Annotated in this window: 1 pseudogene; it reads left to right on the top strand. The window is 28.6% G+C overall.

Annotation, left to right across the window (positions count from 1 at the left end):
* Nucleotides 1–2 precede the first annotated feature (2 nt).
* Nucleotides 3–451 (top strand): annotated as a pseudogene (locus KGF39_RS19510) (N-acetylmuramoyl-L-alanine amidase); the annotation flags it as partial.

Raw genomic sequence — 451 nt, 5'->3', positions numbered from 1 at the left:
CAATTGTTGCACCTACAATGGCATTTGCTACTGAATCTAATGCTATGGAAAATAATGCAGATTTAAATATAAACTTGGAGAAAAAAAGTATAGTTTTAGGTAGCACATCAAAAGTTAGCGTCAAATTTAAAGAAAAACCAGATGCAGATAGCATTACATTAAAATATAAATGTTATGATATGCCATTAGATACAACTCTAAATTACAATCAATCAACTGGTTCATATGAAGGAACTATCAATTATAATCAAGACCCAGAATATCTAAATGTCTGGGAATTACAAGGGATAACAATAAACAGTGAAAATAATCCTAAAACTTTAAATAAACAGGACCTAGAAAAGATGGGATTAAATTTAAAAGACTACAATGTAACACAGGAATGTATAATTGAAGATATAACTTCAAGAAAAGATGTAAATAAGTATTTGAGAAAGACTTCTGCACCTAT

This window comes from Clostridioides sp. ZZV14-6345, from assembly GCF_020657775.1.
GTDB lineage: Bacteria > Bacillota > Clostridia > Peptostreptococcales > Peptostreptococcaceae > Clostridioides > Clostridioides difficile_D.
Note: the sequence above shows the minus strand (reverse complement) of the source record. Positions and strands in the feature narration are given on the sequence as shown.